Here is a 22,715-nt window from a genome sequence, read left to right on the forward strand (position 1 = left end):
ATCCGAACCCGGCCGCGCCCGAGCCGGCCCCGCCGCCGGAGCCGGCCGATCCGGCCGACGTCGCGCCGCCCAGCATCGATACGCCGCCGCCGGTGCCCACCGACGTGGCGGCGGTGCCCGGGCCGCTGGCGGTGCCGCCCACGCCCGGTGCGCGCCCGGCGCAGGGCGACATCATTCCGCTGTACCGCTTCGAGACTGGCCTGTACTCGGTGGTGCCGCCGCTGCTGCGTGAGACCAGCCTGGCCAGCCTGGGCACCTTCCACGAACGCCAGGGCGAGCAGCGTCTGCTGGCCGGGCAGGGCGGCGTGCGCGCGGCCTGGGCGCGGCTGGTGGGGCAGAGCCACGAACAGCAGTGGGACGGCGACGCGCAGCCCGGCTTCGATGGCGACATCCAGGGCATCCAGGCCGGCCTGGACCTGTACGCCAACGCGACCGATACCCACCGCGACCAGTTCGGCGTGTTTGTCGGGCGCACCCGTGCGCAGGGCAACGTGACCGGTTTTGCGATCGGCTGGGAAAACGTTGCAGTGGGCCGCACGCGGCTGGATGACAAACACGTGGGCGTGTACTGGACCCGCGCCGGCAGCGCCGGTGGCTACCTGGACGCGGTGGTGATGCAGAGCCGCTACGACGGCGACGCAACCTCCTCGCGCGGGCTCGGCATCGACGTGCGTGGCGATGGCACTACCGCCTCGCTGGAAGTGGGCAAGCCGCTGCTGCGCTTCGGGCAGAGTGCGTGGTGGCTGGAGCCCCAGCTGCAGGTGATCTGGCAGCGCACGTCGGTGGACGATGCCGGCGACGCGGTGTCCGCGCTGCGCTTTGACAACGACAACGCCTGGACCGGACGCGTGGGCCTGCGCCTGGCTGCCGACTACGACATCGCCGGCAACGGCTGGCAGCCGTACATCAAGCTCAATTACTGGCAGACCCTGGACGGCGAAGACCGCATCGATTTCGATACCAACCGCATCCTCAACCAGCAGGATTCACGCGCGCTGGAAGTGGGCGTGGGCGTCGTTGCGCGCTTCAACAGCACCGTCAGTGCGTTTGCGGTAGCCGATTACACGCGCGACCTGGAAAGCAGTGCGCAGAAGGAGCGCAAGGTGATCGAAGGCAATGTCGGGTTGCGGTTGGACTGGTAGGGCGACAGCCAGCAGGGATCCGCGGCGGCACGCCGGGCGCAACCGGCGCTGCCGACCGCGTTGTGGCGTGAGGCATCGCTGGTTATGCGAACGGCGCACTGTTCCGGCTGGCGGGTGCAGCGGTAAGCTGCAGCCTCTTCACTACAGGGATGTAGCGCGATGATCGCAGGACGTTGCGGGTGGTTGATGGTGGTCTTGGCAGCGGCAAGTGGCGCTGCAAACGCACAGGACGTCCCCAGCGCCGAGGCACAGGCGCGGATCCTGGATCTGCTGCAGCAGCAGTCGCTGTATCGCGACCGCGTGGACTGGTCCAAGGCCCGCGCGGAGTTGGCGGCTGCGCGTGACCCGGTGCAGACGCGGCGGCTGCTGGACGATGTGATCCAGCGCAGCAGTGGCGGGCACGGGCGTTGGATATCGCCCAGCCAGTTGCGCACGGAGTCGAAACGCGCACCGGCCACGCAGGCAGCGATGGGCGCTGCGCCCCTTCAGACAGAGGACGCCAGCACGGGACCGACAGCGCGGCTGGGGTGGATCAAGGTGGGCGCCTACATGGACGACCAGACCCAGCCCCAGGAAGTGCAGTACCAGGCCCGCAAGCAGGCGGCCATTGCGCTGCAGGCGGGCATCCAGGAACAGGACGATGGTAATCGCTGTGGCTGGGTGGTCGACCTGCGCGGCAACAGTGGCGGCAACATGTGGCCGATGCTGTTGGGCATGGGTCCGTTGCTGGGCGATGCCAAGGGCGCTGATCCGGTGGGCATGTTCCTGCTGGCCGACAAACGCCAGCCGTGGGCGTACCGCGAGGGTGCGGTCTGGCTGGACGGCAAGGCGGTGGTCGGATCGCGCAACACGCAGTACGCACTGCGCCACCCGGGCGCCCCGGTGGCCGTCCTGTTCGGGCCGCGCACTGCAAGTTCCGGCGAGGCATCGGTACTGGCCTTCCGCGGCCGGGCAGCGTCGCGCAGCTTCGGCCAGCCCAGTGCGGGCTATTCCACCGCCAATACCCCGCAGCGTCTGCCCGATGGCAGTCTGCTGTTGTTGACCGGCAGTGTGATCGCCGACCGCAACGGCGTCGGCGATGGCAACCGCCTGCAGCCCGACGTGATTGTGGCCGAGGGGCAGGATGCAACGACGGCCGCGCAGGCGTGGCTGTTGGCGCAACCGGCCTGCAAGCTGCCCTGAAAGGTCGTCGCCCCGGTCTGGCGTGTTGCTATTGGTGGCATTACCCGCGGGGGGGAAGTACGCTTTCCCGATGCGAACCAAGCCCAATGCACAGCCCAACCAGAGCCTGATCGACGGCATCGCCACCCTGCAGGCGCTGGCCTCGTCCCCCGAGCCGGTCGGCTGCCGTGAACTGGCCCGGCAGCTGGACGCCAACCCCACCCGGGTCAACCGGCTGCTCAAGACCTTGGCCTACCTTGGTATTGCGCGGCAGACCGCCGACCGCAAGTACACCGCCGGCCCGGGCATGCACGTGCTGGCCGCGCAGAGCCTGTTTGCCTCCGGGTTGATCCGGCGCGCGCTGCCGGTGCTGGAACACCTGCGCCGGTTCGGCCACACGGTGGCGCTGGGGGTGCTCTGGAACGACAGCGTGAGCTACCTGTTCCATGCCCCGCCGGGCATCGAGGCGGCACGCGGACTGGGCCGCATCGGGCTGCTGCCCGCCACCACCAGCGGCATCGGCATCGCGCTGCTGGCCCAGCTGGGCGACGAGGACGTGCGCGAGCTGTACGCCGACCGGCCGATTCCCATGTTCCCCGAGGGCATCGAGCAACTGCTGGCCACCCTGGCCATTACCCGTGCGCAGGGCCACGCGCGCGTGCATGTGGCCGACGAACGTGACCACCACATCGTGGCCATCGCGATGGGCGATCCGGTGCATGCCGGCATTGCCATGTCCGGCTGGATCCCGGAAGCGGCCACCGAGGAACTGGTGGCGGCGCTGCGCGCGGCGGCGGCGGAAATCGGCTGAGCGATTGCCGCAGTGCGGTTTGACATGTTGCTACAATAGCAATACGTTGCAGCCTTCCGATGGGGAGGCATCAGCGATGTCCAAGCGTGCAGGCGGGTGAGCGGGACCGGGAAAACCAAATGGGTGCTGCTGGCGCTGCTGTTCTTCTCGACCGTCATCAACTACCTGGACCGGCAGGCGCTGTCGATCCTGGCGACGACCATCCAGGCCGACCTGAAGATGACCGACCTGGAATATGCGCGCGTAGTGCAGGTGTTCCTGTTCGCCTACGCGGCCGCCTATGTCATGGCGGGGCGGGTCACCGATTGGCTTGGCGCGCGCGTGGCACTGCTGCTGTTCGTGGGCTGGTGGTCGCTGGCCAACATCGCCACCGGGTTCGTGCGCAGTGCGGTGGAGCTGGGCGCGGCCCGCTTCGCGCTGGGCCTGGGCGAGCCGGGCAACTACACGGTGGGCACCAAAGTGGTGTCCGAACAGTTTCCCGCGCCGCAACGCGGGCTGGCACTGGGGCTGTACACGGCCGGCGCGATGATCGGCGCCACGCTGGCGCCGCCGCTGATTGGTGGCATCGCGCTGACCTACGGCTGGCGCAGTGCGTTCTGGATCACCGGCGTGGCCGGACTGCTGTGGATGCTGGCGTGGTGGTGGGCCTATCCGCGCAAGGCGCAGGTGCCGGCTGCAACGCCGCAGGCCGAGGCCGCCGCTGCAGCCGAGGCCAGCGCGACCCCGGGACTGGAAACGCCGGTGCCGGTTGCGCCGCCCACCTCGATGAAAGGCGTGTGGGGGCGGCTGGCGCGCGACCGTACCGTTTGGGCACTGGTGGCGTCGCGCGCGGTTGCCGATCCGGTCTGGTACTTCTACCTGTTCTGGTTCCCCAAATACCTGGGCGATGCACGCGGCATGAGCCTGGCGATGATCGCGTCGGTGGCGTGGATCGTGTACGTGGCCGCTGATATCGGCAGCGTGGGCGGCGGGCTGATTTCCGGCCGGCTGGTGAAGCGCGGCATGCACCCGGTGCGTGCGCGCCTGACCACCATGATGGGCGCGGCGTGCCTGGCACCGGTCGGGCTGTTCGTGGCGATGCATCCCCCGATTCCGCTGCTGCTGGCGCTGGCCTGCGTGGTGACCTTCGCCCACCTTACCTACCAGATCAACCTGACCACGATGACCGTGGACCTGTTCCCGTCGCGCTACATCGCCTCGGTCGCCGGTCTGGTCGGCTGCGGCAGCGCGCTGGGCGGCATGGTGTCGGCGCAGGTGGTGGGGCACCTGGTGGCCGACGGCAACTTCGATCGCGCCTTCGTGCTGATGGCCTTCCTGCATCCTATCGCGGTGCTGTTGGCGTGGACCGCGTTGAAGCAGGCGCGCCGCTCGAAGATGACCTTGATCGGCCCGCAGGCTGCGGCGGTTGCGGCCGGCTGAGAAACGCCGCGCGTCCCGCCAATGAAGCGCGCGCGGATCATGGCCGCGTCGCCACGCGACCAGCAAACGAAACGCCACCGCACGTAGCGCCGGGCTCTGCCCGGCTGCCTTCATCAGCCCATGCCAGAAAAAGGTTCTTCGCCCTTACGCTCGCGACCGGCCGGATCGGAGACGCCAGCCGATCCAAACGGCGCTTGCACATCCGGCCATCCGCGTAGCGTCGTGCGCACTCTGCGACGGCCGTTGGAACAAGACGCTCCCCTCAAAGGGGCGAAGAACCAAAAAGGAGCGCCTGCGAACAGCAGCCGGGCAGAGCCCGGCACTACGCTACCGCTTCGGTGTGGTGCCAGAAACGGGCGTTCGGCACCGCGCCCAGGCCGGGGCCGCTGGGCAGACGATAGCCGTCGTGCGCGTAGGCCATGTCGGTGTCCAGCATCTCCACCGAACGCGAGAAGATCGAGTGCTGCCACTCGTGCCGCCACAGCCCGTCGATCACCGCCGATGCATGCAGGCTGGCGGCCATGAAGATGCCGCCGCCAATGGTCGCGTGCGGTGCAACCTGCACGCCACGGCGCGCTGCCAGCCTGGCGATGCGCAGGAACTGGGTAATGCCGGTGTGGCCCATCTCCGGTTGCACGTACGCCAGCGTGCCGCCGTCCAGCCGCAGGCGTGCCACGTAGTCGGTGGGCCACTCTTCGCCTGCCGCCACCGGGATCGGACTGTCGGCCCCGAGGGCGATCAGACCCGCCACGTCCTCCGGCTTCAACGGCGCTTCGATGAAGGTCAGTCGATTGGGCAGAAGCTCGTGCGCCAGTGCGAGGGCCTGGGCATGGTCGAACTTCCAGTGCAGGTCGACCATCAGCTGCACCTGCTCGCCCAGCGCGGCACGCAGCGCGGCCATTTCCTCGGCGATGCCGTCGTGGCTGACCACGGCATGCACCTTGAACGCGTCATGCCCCTGTGCGGAAAACGTGCGGGCCATGGCCACCTTCTCGTCCACGGTGGCCGCCGGCAGTCCGGACACATAGCCGGCAATGCTGTCGCGTTGGCGCGTGCCGAGCAGCGACCACAGCGGTTGCCCCGCCGCACGTGCGCGCAGGTCCCAGAGGGCGATGTCCAGCGCAGCCAGCGCGTCGGTATGGAAACCGCTGCCGCAGCCGCGCACGCGCATCAACCCGTACAGGTCATCCCAGATCGTTTCCACGTCCTGCGGATCGCGACCCACCAGTTCCGGGGCCAGCAGGTCATTGATGATCTCGCAGGTGGCACGCGGTGCGCAGATGCCATAGGTTTCGCCCCAGCCCACCGCGCCATCGGCGGTGGTGACCCGTACCAGCACCGAGCGGTCCACGGTGGGGTACAGCGTGCCGTTGCCGCGGCGTACCAGATAGCCCCGCGCGTTGACCCGTTCGCCCGCGCCGAGCGGACCCAGGTACGGCGTGGTGCGTGGCACGGTGAGGATGAAGGTCTCGACCTTGCTGACAACGCTCATGCGGAATGTCTCGTGGCCTGGCCGGGAACGGTATCCATCGGCAGCAGGTCGCCGATGCGGTCCAGCAGGATAGTCAGTTCCTGCTGGTCATGCCGGTCCAGCGACGGGCCCGGCGCGCGCACGTGGTCGCTGCCGATCAGGCCACGCCGCAGCAGGATCGCCTTGGTCAGGCGCCAGCGGAACACCGCCTGCATGCTCAGCAGGGGCAGGGTGCGTTCGAACAGGTCGCGCGCGCGGTCGCGGTCGCCGTCGGCCCAGGCGGCCAACATCGCCACATGCACTTCAGTGATCTCACAGGCCGGCATCGTGCCCACCGCACCGCGTGCCAGTTCGTCCAGCACGTAGCGCGCTCCGGCACCGCCGAACACCGCCTGCACGCTGTCGCCGGCACGTTCGGACAATGCGGTGATGCGATGGCCCGACGGCATGGTTTCCTCCTTGACGTAGGCGATGGCCGGCACCTGCGCGGTCAGTGCCACCACCTCGTCCACGCCCAGCCCCACGCCCATCGGGGCGGGCGCGTTCTGCAACATCACCGCCACGCCCGACTCGCTGCCCAGCCGGGCAAAGAACGCCGCCATCGCCGCGGCATCGCCGGCCAGCGCATGCGGGGTCAACACCATCGCCGCCTCGGCCCCGGCCTCGCCACCGGCACGCGCCAGCCGCACCGCATCCTCCAGCGTCTTCGCGCTGGCGCCGACGATGAAGGGCACCCGGCCGCGGTTCCAGCGCCCGATGCACGCGGTCAGGTGCAACCGCTCCTCCAACGACAGCATGTCGTACTCGCTGGCCAGGCCCGGGAACACCACGCCGGCCGCACCCGCGGCCAGGATGTACTCGAATACCGCCTCGGTGCCGCGTTCATCGAGGGCGCCGTGCGCGTCGAAGATCGTGGGGAGGATGGGGAAGACACCTTGCAGAACGGCCATTGCGCCGGGTCCTTGTTGAACTGTGTGTGCCGTGGATAGCAACACTATGGAGGGGAGGTTCCCGTACATGCCGCAAAGGAACCATCATTTTTCGCTGCATTGCAGCGTGCGCGGCCAAAACATATTGCTATATTAGCTACACGCTGCCAAGCCGCAGCGCAGCAGCAATGACGGAAAAGCGCTGGATCCAGCCGGCAGTCCGGTCTGGGTCCCTACCTTGGGAGAGGGTCCGATCCATGCATCGTTTTCGACGTTCCACCTTGTTCATCGCCCTGGGCACCTGCCTGCTGGCGCCCGTGCTGGCAACGGCGCAGGACGCCCCGGCCCCCTCAACCACCGAACAGCAGGCGCAGACCCTGGACGCGGTCAGCGTCGTGGGCATCCGTGGCAGCCTGGAAGCCTCGCGGGATCTCAAACGTGACTCGGCGCAGATCGTCGACGCGATCGTGGCCGACGACATCGGCAAACTGCCCGACACCAACGTGGCCGAGTCACTCGGGCGCGTGGCCGGCGTGCAGCTCGAGCGCGGCATGGGCGAGGGCAGCGACATCCTGGTGCGCGGGCTAAAAGAAAACGTGCTGCTCTACAACGGCCGCCAGATCGTCGACGCCACCGGGCGCGGCGGCAACGGCCTGGACCAGTTGGCCACCTCCACCTACGGCCTGCTCTCGCTGGTGCCTTCCGAGCTGATCTCGCGTCTGGAGGTGACCAAGCTGGCTGGCGCCGACCAGCTCTCCGGTGGGCTGGGCGGCATCGTGGACATCCACACCCGCCAGCCGTTGTCCGGCGACAGCGACCAGAACGTAGTGAGCCTGGCCGGCACCTACGATGAAATGTCCGATGCCTGGGGGCACAACGCGTTCGGGCTGATCTCACGGCGCAGCGACGACCGTCGCTTCGGTGCGCTGCTGTCGGCCACCTACGGTCGCCGCAACGTGGTGCAGCAGGGCCTGGACACCTTCTCCGGGTATGCCCGCTATACCGACCCCGCCGACCCTACCCGCACCCGCTTCGGCAGCACCGACATGCGTGCGCAGAACATCGACGATGACCGCACCAAGGTCGGCGTCAGCGCGGTGCTGCAATGGCGGCCGACCGACGGGGTGGAGCTCACCTGGGATACGTTCTATTCGCGCCAGAAGGCCGAGCGTGACCGCTACTGGATCGCCTTCAATCCCTCGGCGGGGTTGAGCAATGCGGTCTACTCCGACCACGACATCCTGCTGGCGGGGCGCTCCACCGGCACGGTGCTGCTCAATGCCGAATCGGCTGATATCGATTCGGACACGCTGTCCACCGCGCTGCGTGCGGGCTTCCGGGTCGGCGATCGCCTGGATGGTTCGGCCGAGTTGGACTGGGGCCGCTCCACCGCCAACTACAACCAGCGCTATATGCGCCTGGCGCCAATGGCCGGGCGCAGTTCGGTCACCGACTTCGACCTGCGCAGCGGCAGCTTCGGCAGCTTCAACGTCAGCGGCATCGACCTGACCGATCCATCGCAGTGGCGCATGACCATCATGTTCGACAACGACTGGCGCGCACAGACCGATTCGCGCGCGCTGCGCACCGACTGGAGCCTGGCCTTCGGCGATGGCCCGTTGCGCTCGCTGGACTTCGGTGCACGCTTCAGCCGCCTGGAAAGCCTGCAGGATCCGCGCCGCGCGGATATCCGGCCGGTTGGCGGGGTGCCGGTCACGCAGATGGCGCCGTACATCCGCGTGTACAGCAACAACGACTTCCTGCCGGGCGAGTTCAGTGGTCTGCCGCGTGCCTACCTCGGGCCGTTCCGCAGCACCTTCGGGGGCTGTGAAAGCTTCACCACGCTGCCGCAGATCTCACAGAACGCGCAGTGCCTGGACCCGCGCAACAACGCGCTGGCCTACGCGGCCACCTTCAGCGTCGACGAGGATTTCCTGGAGGCCTACACCAAGCTCAACTGGGACACCGACGTGGCCGGCATGCCGCTGGGCGGCAACCTGGGCGTGCGCTTCGTCGGCCGCGACCTGACCTCGCGCGGCAACCTGATCAGCGGCAGCGGCGCATTGAGCCCCTCGCTGTTCGAGCGCGACGATCGCGAGGTGCTGCCCTCGGCGGTGGCCAAGCTGCAGATCACTGACAGCCTGATACTGCGCGGCGGCGCGGCCAAGGTGGTGGCCTTCCCCAACACCGAAGACCTCAACAACGGCGTCACCCTCAACAACAACGCGGTGTTCGACAGCAACGGTGTGCAGACCTCGCCGGGCACCGGCAGCGGCGGCGCCCCGGACCTGGATCCGTTCAAGGCCACCCAGTACGACCTGTCGCTGGAGTGGTACTACGGCGGCCAGGGGCTGCTGTCGGCCGGACTGTTCTACAAGGATGTCTCCACCTTCATTGTCCAGCGCCAGAGCGCGGAGACCTACAACAACGTCAACTACCTGGTGCTGCGCAAGATCAACGGCGACAAGGCCAAGGTAAAAGGCGTGGAGCTGTTGGCGCAGGTGCCCTTCAGCGGCATGTTCGACGGCTTCGGGGTGGTCGCCACTTACACGTGGATCGATTCGGAAACGCCGATCACCGACATCAACGGCAGCGCGTTGACCTTCCCGGGCCTGTCCAAGAACAACGCCAACCTGATCGGCTACTACGAGAACGGTCCGTTCGGCATCCGCGTGGCCTACAACTGGCGTGACGAATACCTGATCGGCCTGTCGGCCGCGTCCACCGGCATCTACAACGACACCTACAAGGATCTGTCGGCATCGATGAGCTACGATTTCAGCGACCGCCTGTCCCTGAAGGTGGAAGGCAACAACCTGTTGGACAGCGAGCAGCGCACCTTCGATGGCTATGCCGAAGGGCTGCGCACCAACGTGGTATTCGGCCGGTCCTACAAGGCCAGCCTGACCTACCGGTTCTGAGCATGGATCTTCTGGAAGGAAAGGGCAGGGCATGAGCGATACGGCAATGCACGGGCGCGTGGCGCTGGTGACCGGCGCGGCCAGTGGCATCGGCGCGGCGGTGGTGGCGCGGTTGCGTGCAGACGGCGCCACGGTGGCCACGCTGGACCAGGTGGCCAGCGACGGCGGGCAGGCCAGCGCGATCGCCGACCTGCGGTCGGCCGAGGCGGTCACCGCCGCGATCGGGCAGCTGCGTGCTGCGGTGGGTCCGTTTGATGCCCTGGTGCATTGCGCCGGCATCTGCCCGGCCGGTGGCACCCTGGCACACGACGATGCGGTGTGGCTGGATGTGTACTCGGTCAACGTGCTGGGCGCGCTGCGGGTGATCCGGCAGGTGGTGCCGGACATGCGCGGTCGCGATGGCAGCATCGTGCTGGTGTCGTCGATCAACGCCCGCTTCGCCACGCCCGGATTGGCGGCCTACGCGGCCTCCAAGGCCGCACTGGAGGAACTGGCGCGCACCGCCGCGCTGGAGTTTGCGGCCGATGGCATCCGGGTCAACACCATCGCCCCGGCGTCAGTGGATACGCCGATGTTGCAGGCCTCGTTCGCACGCGCCGCCGACCCGGCTGGCGCCCGCCACGCCAACGTGCAGCGACATCCGCTGGGGCGCCTGGGCACGCCGGCCGATGCGGCCGAGCTGGCGCTGTTCCTTGCGTCACCGCGCAGCAGCTGGATCACCGGCGCGGTGTTTCCCCTGGACGGTGGCGCAGGAGTGACCCGGCAATGAGTGAGGCAGCCACGCCGTACATCATCGGCATCAACTGGGGCAGCACCAATTTCCGCGCGTTCCGCATCGGCCACGACGGCCAGGTGACCGGCGCGATCGAACAGCCGCGCGGCATTGCGGGGCTGGAGCGGGCACAGATGCAGGCGCTGCTGGAGGATGTGGTGGCGCAGTGGCCGCAGGCCACGCGCATCTACGCCAGCGGCATGGTGGGCTCCAACATCGGCTGGAGCGATGCGGGCTATGTGGAATGTCCGGCCACGCTGGACGCGTTGGCCGGCCAACTGCACCCGGTCCAGATAGGGGCGCATGCCGTGGCGATCGTGCCCGGCCTGGCCTGTCGGCGGCCGGACGGCGCGCCGGACATCATGCGCGGCGAGGAAACCGAATTGCTCGGCCTGGTCGCCGCCGGTGCGGTGCCCGACACCGGCGTGGTCGCGCTGCCGGGCACGCACAGCAAATGGGTGCAGCTGGAGGGCGGCACGGTGGTGGCCTTCATGACCGCGATGTCCGGTGAAATATTCGATCGCCTCACCGCCGCCGGCCTGCTTGCCTCGGTGGTCGATGGGCCGGCGCACGACGGGGCGGCCTTCATCGATGGCCTGCATGCCGCGCACGACGGCGGCATGGGCTTGGGTACGTTGCTGTTTGGTGCGCGGGCGAAGGTGATCCGCGGCGACCTGCCGCGGCGTGATGGCGCGGCCTATCTGCGCGGGCTGCTGATCGGCGCCGAGCTGTCCGATGTGCGCCGGCAGTGGCCAAAGGCCCTGCACGCCGTGCCGCTGGTGGGGGCCGCCCCGGTTTGCGCGTTGTATGCACGCGCATTGGTCGAACTGGGCGGCGGCAGCCGCTCCATTGCCTCGCAGGACGCCTCCACCCGCGGCTTCCTTGCATTGCATCAGGCAGCCGGAGCGTTGGCATGAACGACGAACACGCAGAAACATTCGACGCCGCGCTGGCGCGTACCGGCATCATCGCGATCCTGCGCGGCCTGCCCGGTGACGAGGCGATCGCGGTGGTCGAGGCGCTGTACGCCGCCGGCGTGCGGCTGGCCGAAGTGCCGTTGAACTCACCGGACCCGCTGCGCACCATCCGCACCCTGGCGGCACATTTCCAGGGGCGCATGCTGATCGGTGCGGGCACGGTGGTCAGCACCGCAGCGGTCGAGCAGTTGGCCGCCACCGGCTGCGCCTTCTGCGTGGCCCCCAACACCGATGCAGCGGTGATCGCCGCGTCGATCGCGCACGGCATGGTACCGGTGCCGGGGTTTGCCACGGCCTCCGAAGCCTTCGCCGCAATCGCCGCCGGTGCGCGCCATCTGAAGGCGTTCCCGGCCAACGGTGCGCAGCCGCGCCTGCAGGCGTTGTCGGCGGTGTTGCCGGGCGGGGTTACCTTGATCGCCGTCGGCGGCGTCGCTCCCGCGCAGGTTGCTGAGTTCCGCGAGGCCGGGGTAAGCGCCTTCGGCGTGGGCACCGACCTGTACCGGCCCGGCCGCAGTGCCGAGGCGGTGGGGGAGCGTGCCTCCCGCTGGATGCACGCCGTGCAGGCGGCGGCACCGGCGCGCGCTAACCTGGTGTGCGACGCGCGCACCACCGTGGGCGAATCGCCCGTGTTCGGTGCCGACGGTGTCCTGCGATGGGTCGATCCGACTGCGCCCTGCCTGTTGCGTTGGGACGGGACGCAGTGCGAACGGGTGCCGCTGTCCGAGCCGGTCTGGTCGCTGGCCATGGCCGACGGCACGCTGGTGGGCAACGGCGAGACGCACTTTGTCGCGTTTGCACCCGACGGGCCGCTGCAGGCGGGCCCGGAAGTGGACGTGGGCGCAGGGTGCCGGCTCAATGATCTGGTCACCGACAGCCGCGGCGGGTTGTGGGGCGGGTCGATGCATCGAGGCCTGCTCACTGGACGCGGCGCACTGTTCCATGCGCCGGCCGTGGATGCGCCGGCGCGGCGCGTGGCCGACGGCCTGGGCGTGGCCAACGGCATGGCGTTCTCGGCTGACGAAACCACCCTGTTCGTGATCGACACCTTGGCCCGCACCCTGCTCGCCTACCCGGCCGATGTGGTGGCAGGCACGTTGGGCGAGCCGAAGGTGGTCACCGATTTCCTGGGCGTGCCGGGCAAGCCCGACGGCATGGCGATGGCGCGCGATGGCCACCTGTGGGTGGCGATGTGGGGCGGCCATTCGGTGGTGGAGTTGGCCGCCAACGGCGCCGTCCTGCGCACGCTCGCGGTACCGGCGCCGCACGTGGGCAGCCTGTGCTTCGCGCCCGACGGACGGCTGTTCATCACCACCGCGCGTGCACGACTGGGCGAGCAGGCGTTGGCGCAGTGGCCCGGTTCCGGCGGATTGTTCGCGGTCCAGCCGTGAGCCTGCAGCGGCCTGCCGGGCCGGTCGGCGTGCTGCTGATTGCGTTTTTTGCGGTGGCGGCGACCCACGCAGCGCCAGCCCTGCTGGACGCGCCGTTCACCGACCACATGGTGGTGCAGCGCGACCGCCCGATTGCCGTATGGGGCGCGGCGGCACCGGGCGCACGGGTGGACCTGCAGCTGGCCGGGCATGCGCAACGCGTGCGCGCCGATCGCAGCGGCCGCTGGCAGGCGACCCTGCCCGCGTTGCCGGCCGGCGGCCCGCATGTGTTGAACGTGGCCTCGCAGGGGCGGCAGCAGCGCGTGGATGACGTGCTCATCGGTGACGTGTGGCTGTGCAGTGGCCAATCCAACATGGCCCTGCCGGTGGAGCGCACGCTGGATGCCCGCGCCGAACTGGCGGCGGCCACCCACGATCGCATCCGCCTGCTGCAGATTCCGGCCCAGGACAGCGCGGTGCCGACGCAGCGCTTCGCCGATGCACCGCAGTGGCAGGCCGCCACGCCCGACACCGTGCGGGGGTTTTCGGCCACGTGTTACTACTTTGCGCGCGCGCTTCAACGCGACGTGGATGTGCCGATGGGGCTGGTCAATGCGTCGTGGAACGGGTCGCGCATCGAGGCCTGGACACGCGCCGATGCGCTGCGCCGGGTCGATGGGCAGGCGCCGGCCCTGGCCGTGCTGGACCAGTACGCGCAGGACCCGGCGGCGGCACTGGTGGCCTGGGGTGCGCAGTGGGAACAGGCCTGGCAGCGCGATAGTGCCGATATGCGCCAGCCATGGCGCGTTGACGATACCGGTCCCTGGCAGAGGGCGTCCCCCACGACGGCGTGGGTTGCGCCGGCACTGGCCGACCACCTTGGCATGGGCTGGTACCGCACCACGCTGCAGCTCGACGCCGCGCAGGCCGGGCAGCCCAGCGTGCTGGAGTTGGGGCGGATCGACGAACTGGACACCACCTGGATCAACGGTCGCATCGTGGGCAGCAGCTTCGGTGCCGGGCTGGCGCGACGCTATGTGCTGCCGGCCGGCACGCTGCACGCCGGTGCGAACACGCTGGTGGTCAACGTGCTCAACACGTATCGCGAAGGAGGCCTGCCGGCGGAGCCGCGCGCACTGCGGTTGGCTGACAGGTCACGCCTGCCGCTTGCCGGCCCGTGGGACTACCAGACAGTACCGGCAGCCCAGCGCATGCCACCGACCGCGCCGTGGCTGTCGTCGTGGGGCATGGGCACCCTCCACAACGGCATGGTGTCGCCGCTGGCCGGGTATGGCCTGCGGGGCGCGCTGTGGTACCAGGGGGAATCCAATACGTTCGAGGCTGGGGCCTATGCCGCGAAATTGGCCGCCTATCGTGCCAGCCTGCGCGCCAGCTTCGGCAGCGCGCTGCCGCTGCTGGTAGTGCAGCTGTCCGGCTTCGGCCCGGCGCCGCTGCAACCAGAGGCCAGCGACTGGGCGCAACTGCGGGAGGCGCAGCGCAGGGTCGTGGCGACCGATCCGCACGCGGCGCTGGTGGTGGCGCTGGATATCGGCGAGCACGACGACCTGCACCCGGCCAACAAGCAGGCAGTGGGGCAACGCCTGGCGCGTGCCGCGCTTCATCTGGCCTACGCCGATCCTGCGCCAGCGTCCGGGCCGGTGCCGGTGCAGGCACGCCGCGATGGCAACGGCGTGCGTGTTGCCTTTGCCGACATCGAGAGCGGACTGGTCGCTCACGGAGGACTGTCGCCGGTCGGTTTTGAACTCTGCGGGGATACCCAGGCCAGCTGCCGCTACGCGCAGGCGCATATAGACGGCAACGACGTGGTGCTTGAGGCCGACGGCGCAGGGCAGGCTACCCGGGTCCGGTATGGATGGGCGGGCAGCCCGGTCATTACGCTCTATGACCGCAACGGCTTGCCCGCCGGGCCGTTCGAGGTGCCCATCCGGTAGCGCCCGCGTTGCATATGGCCTTGAGAAGATAACCCTCTTTGATGTGCTCGAACGGTTTCTGCAACCGCCGTGGCGTGTCGCCGCAGCCGGGTGATCCCGTAGGTCAACGCACCGCCGCAATCGCCCGCGTACGCGCTTTGGCCAGCGCTTCACCCACCGCCGGTCCCTTCAGGTGGGTGAGGTCCAGGTCGCGCGCCTGGACCGCCAGCGCCGCCTGGTGCAGGCGGGTGAGCGTGGTGCCCTGCGGGTAGTCGCTGTCCTCGAAGCCCAGTCGGCCGCGCTTGTCGGCCTCGCAGCACAGCGCGATCTGCGCGATCCGCTCCGGGCGACGGAAGCCGTCGCACCGGGCCAGCAGCTCCAGCACGGTGGCATCGCGCAATTCGTCGATGCGGTGCACGTTGAGATGATCGCGGCAGACCGCTTCGGCCAACTGGCGGTGATCGACCGGCACTTTCAGGCGCTCGGCCAGGGCACGCAGCGGGGCCACCCCGCGCTGCTCATGCATGATGTGGCGCGGCCATTCCTCTGGCGGGGTCAGGCCCTTGCCGAGGTCGTGGGTCAGCGCGGCGAAGCCGATCAGGTCATCGCCCGGGGCCAGCTGCGCTGCCATGTCGCTGACCATTTCCTGGTGCACGCCGGTATCCACTTCGGGGTGGAACTCCGCGCGCTGCGGCACGCCATACAGTGCTTCCAGCTCCGGCAGGATCGGGCCCAGTGCATGGGCATCATGCAGCGTGCGCAGGAAGGCGGAGGGCCGCGCGGAGGCGAGGGCGCGTCGCAGCTCCTGCCAGACACGCTCGGGCACCAGTGCCTCAAGCTCACCGCTGGCGGCGATCTGCTGCATCAGGGCCATCGTCTCCTCGGCCACGGTGAAGCCGGCTGGGGCAAAGCGCGCCATGAAGCGGGCCGCACGCAGCACGCGCAGCGGATCTTCGATGAAGGCCGGACCGACGTGGCGCAGCACCCGCTGTTGGATATCACGCACGCCCCCATACGGATCCACCAACGTACCGGTGGCCTCATCGCAGGCGATCGCGTTGATGGTGAAATCGCGCCGCTGCAGGTCTTCTTCCAGCGTCACCGACGGGTCGGCATCCACCACGAAACCGCGGTAGCCGCGCCCGGATTTGCGCTCGGTGCGGGCCAGTGCGTATTCCTCGCCGGTGTCCGGATGCAGGAACACCGGGAAATCACGGCCCACGGCCTTGTAGCCCTGCGCTTCCATCTCCGTCTGGGTGGCGCCCACCACCACCCAATCGCGGTCACCGGGGGGCTGCTGCAACAGGCGGTCGCGTACGGCGCCGCCAACAAGATAGATCTTCATGCGCCCATGATGCCGCAGTGGGCCAAGGCGACGCCAACCGGCATACCGGGGCCGGTCAGTCGCCGCCCTTGTCTGCGTTGGCCGCGCAGGCGAAGGTCTTGCGCTTGACCTGCAGGCGGCCGTTCATGCGATCGGTCACCGGCAGCGCGTCGCCGTTCAAGCGCCAGTCGTAGATCACGCTGAAGGCCAGGATGCGCGCGACGTACTCGCGGGTTTCCTTGTAGCTGATCGTCTCGATCCAGATGTCCGGATCGAACCCCGGGCGCTGCGACTGCCAGCGGGCGGTCGGGGTCGGGCCGGCGTTGTAGGCGGCAATCGTGACGTAGGGCAGGCCCTCGTACTTGTTCATCAGCTGGCGCAGGTAGGCCGTGCCGATGGCAATGTTGGTGTCGGGGTCGTAGAGGCTGGCGGCGCCGCCGTAGTTGGTCAGGCCGATCGATTTGGCCACGGCCGCGCCGGTGGTGGGCAGGACCTGCATCAGGCCCATGGCGTTGGCCGGCGAGCGGGCCTTCGGGTTGAAGATGCTCTCGGCACGGATCTCCGCGGCGACCCAGGCCGGGTCGATGGCATTGCGTGCGGACTCGCGGCGGATGCTGTCGTCGTGGTGCAGGGGGAAGCGCAGCGAGTACAGGCGCTGCTCGTCCGGGGTCTTGCCGAGCGAGAACACCGCACGGTCGAACCAGCCGTTGTCGCGGGCCACTTCCACGGCGAGACGACGCTGCGTGTTGTCATAGCGGCTCAGCGCATCGTTCCACTCGGCCACGGCCCAGCCGGCACGTTCGATCTTGAACAGTTCCATCGCCCGCACGATCGCCGGGTCCCGCGCGACCGCCGCCTGCGCCTGGGCGCTGTCGTTGGGTTCCCACGGGCACAGCGTGTAGTTCTGGCCGAGCTGGTCGGCGGCCAGGAAGCCATGGAAGGTGGCCGCACGGGCCGCCTCACGGAAGGCCGCCTGCGCTTCGCTGCGTTTGCCGGTCTTGTCCAGCATGCGCGCTTCGAAATAACGCCAGCGCGAGTCGGCCCGCTGGGTGGGGCCCATCTTGCGGATGGCGGTCAGTGCGGCTGGCCAGTCGCCGCGCGACAGCGCTTCGCGCGTGCGCCATTCGTGCAGGCGCTCGTCGTACGCCGATTCGGGCACCGCATTGAGGCGGCGGGCGGATTCGGGACCGTAGGAGGCGACCGTCCACAACGCAATCTGGTACAGCACCTGCGCGCGCTGCGCGGCGCTCAGCTGCAGGGCGTCGGCGTACTGCGGCAACTGCTGTTCGGTGGCTCCGGGATCGGCCTTGGCCAGCTTGGCCAGGCCATCGGTGGCGATGCGCCGGCTGCGCTCATTGCGTGGCCAGTTCAGCGCGCTGGCGTTGGGCTTGTCGACGAAGGCGGCATAGGTGTTGGCCAATGCCAGGTCGGCAGCGGGCAGGCCGCGCGCGGCGCTGCGCATCACCGCCGGCTGCTGCTCATCGGCAGCGGCATCGATGCGCGCCCAGCGCAGTTCGGCGTTCATGCCGCCCTTGGCGTCCAGCGCCGCGAACACCGGATCGCAGGCATCGGGCAGCGATTTGCCGGTACTGCGCCAGATCGCCTGCGCCTCGCTGACCCACTGCGCATCGGCCTTGCCGGTGGCCTGGCGTGCGTTGAGCTGGGCGCAGCGCAGGCCGACGTTGGTCGTGTCGGTCCAGTTGGCGAGCAGCGTCGGCCAATCCTGGCGCCGCGCCACCGCGGGCAGCCATACGTTGCGGAAGCTGGTGGCCACCGCCTGGCCGTTGTAGCGCTTCAGGAAATCCTGCGCCTGCACGTTGCTGACGGTATCGATGTTGCGCCGCAGGTTGGCGAATTCGACCCAGCCATACAGCGGGTGCCTGCTCAGTGCCGCCGCCTGGGCAGGATCGAACTGGCCGCGCTCGGCATTGTCGATCACGGCCTTGAGCTGCGCGCGCTGGGCATCCAGGTTCTGGGCATCGGCCACCGGGCTGACCCCGGTGCAGGCCAGCAGGACGGTCGCGCTGAAGAAATACAGGGGAAGTCGAGTCATGCCGGAAAGCATAACGGCGCGGGGTGAAAGGGAGTGAGGGCAAGCCGACTCGAGGATGAACAGCTGCCGCTTAGGCGCGCCGTTCGCATCACCGTTCCATCGCTCCACGGGTGACCACGGACGTGGGAAGCACGTGCCGATCGCGATCCCACCGCATCATGGGCGGTGTAGCACGTGGATGCCCGTGCGGGCGACGTTCAACGGCTGCGCACTGAAGCCGATTCCGACGCGATGGATGGCGCAAATGCCAAGGTTCCGGTCGCCACCCGAATCCTGTCATCAAGCGGATGGCGTTCGCGCAGCAGCGGAACGACGCCCGCCTTGGATGCCTTCAACGACCCTTGAAAACAGCGACATTTGCGTTCCTACGCGTCGCACGGGAGCTGCCCCCATAGCTGGACCCTGCGCAGTCGGTTTTGTCGAATTCCCGTGAAAGCGAGGCGCACGTCACTCCTTCACATTTACAGGTTGTTTACAAAGGAGACGCTGCCGCCATGCAGGGGGCGCGGCAGCCCAGCCCGACATTCCTTTGGAGAGAGAGCGAATGAACAACCTGCATCACCGCCCGCTGGCGGTTGCCGTATCCGTGTGCCTGTTGCTGGCTGCGCCGGCCTTGGCCAGCGCGCAGGACGCGCCCCGCAGCACGACCGATCTGGACCGGGTGGAAGTGACCGGCAGCCGCATCAAGCGGGCCGAGGTGGAAGGGCAGGTGCCGATCCAGACCCTCACCCGCACCGAGATCGAACGTACCGGCCTGACCTCGATCGGCGATGTGCTGCAGCAGCTGACCGGCTCCGGTTCGGCGCTCAATGCGAAGTTCAATTCCTCGGGCAACTTCGGCTTCCCGCCGGATGGCAGCGGGGTGGGCGCGGGCTCGGCCCAGGTCGATCTGCGGCACCTGGGTGCCAAGCGGGTGCTGGTGCTGGTCGACGGCATCCGGTGGGTCAACGAATCCTCCGCCTCCGGCGTGGGCGCGGCGACAGACTTGAACACCATCCCGCTGGCCATCGTCGAGCGCATCGAAGTACTCGAAGACGGCGCGTCGTCGCTGTACGGCTCCGACGCCATCGCCGGTGTGGTCAACATCATCACCCGCCGCGAATTCGACGGCGCGCAGGTGACGATGAACTACGGCGAGTACAGCAAAGGCGATGGCACCCAGAAGGGCGTGGACCTGGCCTGGGGCACCAGCGGTGACCGCTACAGCCTGTTCCTGGGCGCGAGCTGGACCAAGCAGGACCCGGTGTATGCACGGGACCGCGAACAGTCGCGCTTCCCGATTCCGGGTACCGGGCTGGCCTTCGGCAGTGGCGGCATTCCGCAGGGGCGGTTCGCCTTCGTGGACCCCAACACCGGCGCCAGCCAGAACATCGTGCCCAACACCGGCGTGAGCAATCCGCGCTATGACGGCAGCGCCGGTTGCAACCGCAGCGACGACTACCACTGCTTCACCTCGGCCGACCGCTTCAACTTCGCCGAGTACAACCTGGTCCTCACCCCGTCCGAGCGGAAGGGCATCTTCGGCCAGTTCCGCTTCGACCTCACCGATGACATCCAGTGGTACATCAAGGCACTGGGCAACCGCCGCGAATCCACCAACCAGGCCGGCCCCGAGCCGCTGTTCTTCGGCCCCGATGGCGCCACCGGCAATCCGCTGGCGGACAATATCGTGGTCTCCGGGCTGAATCCCTACAACCCGTTCGGCTTCGATCTGGTCGCCTCGGGGAACATGAGCCTGATCGGCCGTCGCCCGGTCGAAGGCGGCGCGCGCGTGTTCGAGCAGGAGGTCAATACCCAGTACTTCGCCACCGGCCTGGTCGGCCAGTTCCAGGCCGCCGACCGCAGCTGGTTCTGGGACCTCAACGGCATGTACAGCAAGAACAAGGCCGAGCAGACCAACTACGGCAGCTACGACATCTACAAGGTCAATATGGCGCTGGGTGATCCCGCGTTATGTGCGGCCACGCCCGGCTGCGTACCGCTGAACATCTTCGGTGGGGTCGGTTCGATCACCCCGGACATGCTGCGCTGGATCCAGCCGGTGGTGCGCGACCGCAGCCAGAACGAGCTGAGCCTGTTCACCGCCAACCTGAGCAGCGAGCTGTTCACCCTGCCGGCCGGCCCGGTCTCGTTCGCCACCGGTTATGAGTACCGCAAGTACGAGGGCCGCTACGATCCGGATCCGCTGACCGTGATCGGCCACTACAACGGCGTGCCGTCACTGCCGACCTCCGGTTCCTACGATGTCAACGAGGCCTACCTGGAGCTGAGCGTGCCGATCTTCGCCAAGAGCGCGCTCGGCGAAAAACTCGACCTGAGCCTGGCCGGGCGCTACTCGGACTACTCCACCTTCGGCGGCGAGTTCACCCCGAAGTACGGTCTGCGCTGGCAGGTGACCAATGACTTCGTGCTGCGCACCAGCTATGCCGAAGGCTTCCGCGCACCGTCCATCGGCGAACTGTACGGCTCGGCCGCGCGTGCCGATCTGCAGCTGTTCGATCCGTGCTCGGTCGGGCTGGGGGGCACGCCGCCGCGCGGCAGTGCCGCCAACTGTGCCGCACTCGGCGTGCCGGGCGGCTTCCAGCAGGCCAACTCGCAGATATCGGTCACCACCGGCGGCAACGCGGAACTGGATCCGGAGCGCTCGCGCAGCTTCAGCGCCGGCTTCGTGTGGAGCCCGTGGTTCGGCAGCAACGCGTCCTGGTCGGAGCGCTTCGATGTCGAGGTGACGTTCTACCGTCACCACATTGAAGGCGCGATCCAGGCGATCAACGCCCAAACCCAGCTTGATCTGTGCGTGGACACACTGGACCCGCTGTACTGCAGTGGCATCACCCGCGCCTCGACCGGTGCGGTCAGCAGCTTCAACAACCGGCTGACCAACCTGGGTTCGATCAAGACCGATGGCTGGGATGTGGATCTGTTCTGGACCCTGCCGCAGACGGAGATCGGGCAGTTCAAGCTGGGCTGGCAGAACACCTTCGTCGGCCGCTATGAGGCATTGGGGGCAGCCGGCCAGAAGCAGCCGCAGGAGCCGGGTGTGGAAGTGGCCGACAGCTCGATCCCGGAGTGGACCAGCAATGCCACGTTGAGCTGGAACCTGTCCAACTGGAACGCCTCCTGGACGGTGCGCCACATCTCCAAACTCACCGAGGAGTGCGGCGATGTGGCCGCCTTCCCGATCTGCAGCAACCAGGCCGAAGGCACCAACGAACTATCGGCCACCACCTTCCACGACATGCAGGTTGGCTACAAGGTCGACTGGATGAAGGGTCTGCAACTCAGCGCCGGCCTGAACAACGTGTTCGACAAGGATCCGCCGATCTGCCTGTCGTGCTCGCTCAACGGCTATGACGCGTCCACCTACGACATTCCGCGCGGGCGCTACTGGTACGTGCGCGCGGACCTGCGGTTCTGATCGCGGGCTGATGCGCAGGTGATGCACCGGGGCGCCATCAGGGCGCCCCGGTGCCGGCTTGCAGCAGTGCCGGTCAGGCCCCGCTGCGTGCAGGGACGGACAAATGCGTTGCGCACACCGGCCACCGCGCGTGCCTGGCATGCCGGTGCTGTCTGCGTCAGGCATCATGGGGAGCCGGCCAGCGGCCGGCACTACCTCTCCTGAACGGCATTGCCATGAACCTGCATACCTGGTGGATCTTCGCCGTCACCGTGTTCGTCCTGTGCGGCACGCCCGGCCCGAACATGCTGCACGTGATGACCCGCAGCGTGCGCGTGGGTTTCCGTCGCAGTATCGCCGCCATGGCCGGCTGCCTGACCGCGCTGGTACTGGCCCTGGCGATCTCCGCCGCCGGGCTGGGCGCGGTGCTCAAGGCCTCGCCGATGGTGTTCGACGTGCTGCGCTACGCGGGCGTGGCGTACCTGGTGTACCTGGGGATCAAGGCCTGGCGCGGCGGTGATGCGCCGATCGACGTCGGCAGCACCACGGCGCTGGTGCCCAGTTCACGCACCGTGCTGTTCCGCGATGGATTCATCATCGGCATCAGCAACCCCAAGTTGCTGCTCTTCGCCTCGGCGTTCCTGCCGCAGTTCGTTGATCTCACCCAGCCGCAGCTGCCGCAGTTCGTGATCCTGGTGGGCACCTTCGCGGTGATGGAGATGTTCTGGTACACGGTGTATGCCGCCGGTGGCCGCGGGCTGGCCGGTCATCTGGCCAAGCCGGGGCTGCGCAAGGTGTTCGACCGTGTGGTCGGCACGATCTTCATCGGGTTTGGATTGGCGCTGCTGCGCGCAAGGCCGTGATGATCTGGCGCAGCGCGCGCGGCGTTGAGTAGTGCCGGCCGCTGGCCGGCAACCAGGCAGGACCGTCATCGTTCATGAAGCTGCCGGCCGCTGGCCGGCAACCAGGCAGGACCGTCATCGTTCATGAAGCTGCCGGCCGCTGGCCGGCAACCAGGCAGGACCGTCATCGTTCATGAA

General features: G+C 68.4%; 16 protein-coding genes. 12 read left to right on the top strand and 4 right to left on the bottom strand.

What is annotated here, in order from left to right:
- From ABE472_RS17865 to ABE472_RS17880, 4 genes are all read left to right on the top strand, one after another.
- Nucleotides 1–1,142 (top strand): autotransporter outer membrane beta-barrel domain-containing protein (locus ABE472_RS17865; RefSeq protein WP_346466730.1); only part of this gene is annotated, 1,142 nt, incomplete at its 5' end.
- Between the two features lie 159 nt (nt 1,143–1,301).
- The gene (locus ABE472_RS17870; RefSeq protein WP_346466731.1) at nt 1,302–2,324 is read left to right on the top strand and encodes a S41 family peptidase; all 1,023 of its coding nucleotides are present in this window, start codon (nt 1,302–1,304) and stop codon (nt 2,322–2,324) included.
- Between the two features lie 70 nt (nt 2,325–2,394).
- Entirely contained in the window at nt 2,395–3,114 is a 720-nt protein-coding gene (locus tag ABE472_RS17875) for a helix-turn-helix domain-containing protein (protein ID WP_137190365.1), read from the top strand.
- A gap of 123 nt (nt 3,115–3,237) precedes the next feature.
- The gene (locus tag ABE472_RS17880) at nt 3,238–4,533 is read left to right on the top strand and encodes an MFS transporter (RefSeq protein ID WP_313211622.1); all 1,296 of its coding nucleotides are present in this window, start codon (nt 3,238–3,240) and stop codon (nt 4,531–4,533) included.
- A 322-nt stretch (nt 4,534–4,855) separates the two neighbouring features.
- Here ABE472_RS17880 and ABE472_RS17885 read toward each other — a convergent pair whose 3' ends face one another.
- Together ABE472_RS17885 and ABE472_RS17890 are read right to left on the bottom strand one after the other, a co-directional pair.
- Nucleotides 4,856–6,025 carry a mandelate racemase/muconate lactonizing enzyme family protein gene (locus ABE472_RS17885; RefSeq protein WP_346466732.1) on the bottom strand — a complete coding sequence of 390 codons (1,170 nt, stop codon included), beginning with the start codon at nt 6,023–6,025 and terminating at the stop codon, nt 4,856–4,858.
- Entirely contained in the window at nt 6,022–6,954 is a 933-nt protein-coding gene (locus tag ABE472_RS17890; protein ID WP_102789407.1) for a dihydrodipicolinate synthase family protein, read from the bottom strand. The genes ABE472_RS17885 and ABE472_RS17890 overlap by 4 nt, the downstream gene beginning before the upstream one ends.
- A gap of 236 nt (nt 6,955–7,190) precedes the next feature.
- Here ABE472_RS17890 and ABE472_RS17895 point away from each other — a divergent pair, with 236 nt between their 5' ends.
- From ABE472_RS17895 to ABE472_RS17915, 5 genes are read left to right on the top strand one after another with little or no spacing between them, the layout of a single operon-like run.
- Nucleotides 7,191–9,854 (top strand): TonB-dependent receptor, encoded by a 2,664-nt coding sequence (locus ABE472_RS17895; RefSeq protein ID WP_346466733.1) that lies wholly within the window; start codon nt 7,191–7,193, stop codon nt 9,852–9,854.
- A 31-nt stretch (nt 9,855–9,885) separates the two neighbouring features.
- Nucleotides 9,886–10,623 carry an SDR family oxidoreductase gene (locus ABE472_RS17900; protein ID WP_206663131.1) on the top strand — a complete coding sequence of 246 codons (738 nt, stop codon included), beginning with the start codon at nt 9,886–9,888 and terminating at the stop codon, nt 10,621–10,623.
- The gene (locus ABE472_RS17905; protein ID WP_313219588.1) at nt 10,620–11,543 is read left to right on the top strand and encodes a 2-dehydro-3-deoxygalactonokinase; all 924 of its coding nucleotides are present in this window, start codon (nt 10,620–10,622) and stop codon (nt 11,541–11,543) included. The genes ABE472_RS17900 and ABE472_RS17905 overlap by 4 nt, the downstream gene beginning before the upstream one ends.
- Complete coding sequence (locus ABE472_RS17910) at nt 11,540–12,991, top strand: 2-dehydro-3-deoxy-6-phosphogalactonate aldolase (RefSeq protein WP_346466734.1); 1,452 nt, start codon at nt 11,540–11,542, stop codon at nt 12,989–12,991. The genes ABE472_RS17905 and ABE472_RS17910 overlap by 4 nt, the downstream gene beginning before the upstream one ends.
- Entirely contained in the window at nt 12,988–14,922 is a 1,935-nt protein-coding gene (locus tag ABE472_RS17915; protein WP_313211627.1) for a sialate O-acetylesterase, read from the top strand. The genes ABE472_RS17910 and ABE472_RS17915 overlap by 4 nt, the downstream gene beginning before the upstream one ends.
- A 103-nt stretch (nt 14,923–15,025) precedes the next feature.
- Here ABE472_RS17915 and ABE472_RS17920 read toward each other — a convergent pair whose 3' ends face one another.
- Both ABE472_RS17920 and ABE472_RS17925 read right to left on the bottom strand, forming a co-directional pair.
- Nucleotides 15,026–16,246, bottom strand: coding sequence for a multifunctional CCA addition/repair protein (locus ABE472_RS17920; protein ID WP_313219590.1), 1,221 nt, complete (start codon nt 16,244–16,246; stop codon nt 15,026–15,028).
- Between the two features lie 55 nt (nt 16,247–16,301).
- Nucleotides 16,302–18,278, bottom strand: a complete 1,977-nt coding sequence (locus tag ABE472_RS17925) for a transglycosylase SLT domain-containing protein (protein ID WP_346466735.1) — start codon at nt 18,276–18,278, stop codon at nt 16,302–16,304.
- 174 nt (nt 18,279–18,452) lie between these two features.
- Between ABE472_RS17925 and ABE472_RS17930 the strand changes: the two genes are divergently transcribed.
- The 3 genes from ABE472_RS17930 (at nt 18,453) to ABE472_RS17940 (ending at nt 22,538) form a co-directional block, all read left to right on the top strand.
- Complete coding sequence (locus tag ABE472_RS17930) at nt 18,453–18,623, top strand: hypothetical protein (protein WP_346466736.1); 171 nt, start codon at nt 18,453–18,455, stop codon at nt 18,621–18,623.
- 199 nt (nt 18,624–18,822) lie between these two features.
- Nucleotides 18,823–21,696, top strand: a complete 2,874-nt coding sequence (locus tag ABE472_RS17935; protein WP_346466737.1) for a TonB-dependent receptor — start codon at nt 18,823–18,825, stop codon at nt 21,694–21,696.
- Nucleotides 21,697–21,911: 215 nt separating this feature from the next.
- A complete protein-coding gene (locus ABE472_RS17940; RefSeq protein WP_102789412.1) occupies nt 21,912–22,538 on the top strand; it encodes a LysE family translocator in 627 nt (208 codons plus the stop codon).
- Nucleotides 22,539–22,715: the final 177 nt, after the last annotated feature.

This window comes from Stenotrophomonas sp. TWI809 (genome assembly GCF_039673205.1).
Classification (GTDB): Bacteria; Pseudomonadota; Gammaproteobacteria; order Xanthomonadales; family Xanthomonadaceae; genus Stenotrophomonas.